Annotated in this window: 2 protein-coding genes; both read right to left on the reverse strand. The window is 60.6% G+C overall.

The window, feature by feature from the left end; translation table 11 throughout:
- Nucleotides 1-293 precede the first annotated feature (293 nt).
- Nucleotides 294-914 carry a phosphoesterase gene (locus tag ABX749_RS30745; RefSeq protein ID WP_145217966.1) on the reverse strand — a complete coding sequence of 207 codons (621 nt, stop codon included), beginning with the start codon at nucleotides 912-914 and terminating at the stop codon, nucleotides 294-296.
- 108 nt (nucleotides 915-1022) lie between these two features.
- Nucleotides 1023-2015, reverse strand: coding sequence for a PQQ-binding-like beta-propeller repeat protein (locus tag ABX749_RS30750; protein WP_372899397.1), 993 nt, complete (start codon nucleotides 2013-2015; stop codon nucleotides 1023-1025).
- Nucleotides 2016-2104: the final 89 nt, after the last annotated feature.

Below are 2104 nucleotides of genomic sequence, written 5' to 3' on the forward strand. Positions count from 1 at the left end.
GCGAGCCCTCCGGTCTGTCAGCGTGTTTTCAAGCTGAAACCGGACGGCTCGCGCCGTTCCGCTAACACCCTCAGCGCCACTGTAAGCGGCAGGGCGCGAGCCCTCCGGTCTGTCAGCGTGTTTTCAAACTGGAACCGGACGGCTCGCGCCGTTCCGCTACCTCCTTCAGCGCCACAGTTAGCGGTAGGGCGCGAGCCCTCCGGTCTGTCAGCGTGTTTTCGAACTGGAACCGGACGGCTCGCGCCGTTCCGCTAACTCCTGTCGTGCCCCAACCTGCCAGTCAAGCTGGGAGCTTACCCCACTTGTCCATACAGCGCATCGAGTGCCAACTGGCTCCACGTCTCCAGTCGCTCGTGCTGCTCGCGCAATTCATCGATGGAGACGAAGCCGCCTTCGGCCAACTCGACTTCGTTGCTGGCGACCTGCGGTGAATCGAGCACAAACCGATGCACGACGCCCAAATGAACCTGTCCGACTTCGTTGGACGGATCGTAAATCAATCCCTCGCGGGTTTCGGTGTACTGGGCATCCAATTGAATTTCTTCAGCCAGTTCGCGTTGCATGCCGGTGGCATAAGCGTCGTTGCCGTCGGCGGCGTCTTCGCGGCTGATGTGTCCACCGATTCCGATACTTCGTTTGGCGTGCAACCGTTCTTCGCCGCCACCGCCGCCGCGGGTGTAGGCAAACACGTGGAGTCGGCCCGACTTGTCGGTCCATTCCAAGACGACGTAGGGGATCAATTGTTTGAAACTGGGATCGACTTCCATCGCCGAGCGTGGCCGATAGGACAATTGGTCACTCTGTAGGATCGGTCCGAGGAATCGATCGATGTCGGATTCGAATCCGTCGATCACACCGATCTCGTCGATGACCGATGCGGGAATGACCAGGACGTGTTCTTCGTGGGTGGACATGAATGCTTGGGCAGGGCGGGAAATCAATAACAACGAGCGGTTTAGTTGGAACCGCCCGATCGTAACATGCCCGATCCGATTGGTGTACCGATGCCGCCGGGCGACTGGTCAGCGGGTGGGGATCGCCAGGCACAAGACGTGACGGTCGCCGCGGACGAGCATTCGATTGCCGACGACAATCGGCGCCGCCCAGCAGGGGGTCCGAATCTGGTCGCTGAAATCATATTCCGCCAAGATCTCCAGCTTCTCGGGATTGGGACGCACGATCTCGATCCGCCCGTATTCGTCCAACACGACCAGGTGCTCGCCGACGCGGGTGACCGACGTTCGCATCCCCCGATCGTCGCTCCACTGCACCTTGCCGCTGGCCAGTTCGACGCAACGAAAATCGCTGTCCGGATTGTTTCGCCCGCTGCAGCCATACAGGAAACCGTCCACCAAGATCGGCGTCGACCAGTGGCAACGCATCGCCTGGGCGCGACGATTTCGGGGCGTATCCAACCAGAGCGTGGTCGGCTGTTGCAACGACACCTCCAACAGCCGGCTGCCCACCTGATAACACTCGCTGATGAACACGCGATCGCCGTCCACGACCGGCATCATCGCGTTGACACTTTCCAGCATGTCCGCTCGGTGCGGCACCTTCCACAGCACCTTGCCGAGTGCAGGGTCGACGGCCAACAGATGATTGCGGGCGTACAACAGCACCACCGTTTGATCAGCGATCTTCATCGTGCGGGGGCTGCTGTAGCTGGCCAAGTCACCACCACATTTCCAAACCTCCTCTCCGCTGGCCAAATCAAACGCGACCAGCGCCGATCCGTTGGGGATCACCCGATCGAGTCGCCCCGGCGCGATCTGTTGATCTTCCGGGGGGCTGCCACCGACGGGAACGATCACCATCGAATCCAACAGCAACGGCGACGATCCGACGCCGAAGAAATTTTGGACCACGCCATAGGCTTTGTTTGTCGAGACGCTCCATTTCAACGTTCCGTCGGCGAGATCGCGACAGCACAATTCGCCGTCACAGCCGAACGTGACGATCGATTTGCCGTCGCTGGTCGGCGTCCCTCGCGGACCGGTTTCATAACCGTACAGGTCTCGTTACTCCAGCGGACGCTCGACCGACCAGATCAAACGGGCATCGTTCAGATCAAACGCCCGCAACCGCTCGACCGTCTGCCGCC

It is taken from the genome of Stieleria sp., assembly GCF_041595215.1.
Classification (GTDB): Bacteria; Planctomycetota; Planctomycetia; order Pirellulales; family Pirellulaceae; genus Stieleria; species Stieleria magnilauensis.

Coding starts and splice junctions, on each gene's coding strand:
- ABX749_RS30745 (WP_145217966.1), bottom strand. CDS start 914: ATGTCCACCCACGAAGAACACGTCCTGGTCATTCCCGCATCGGTCATC.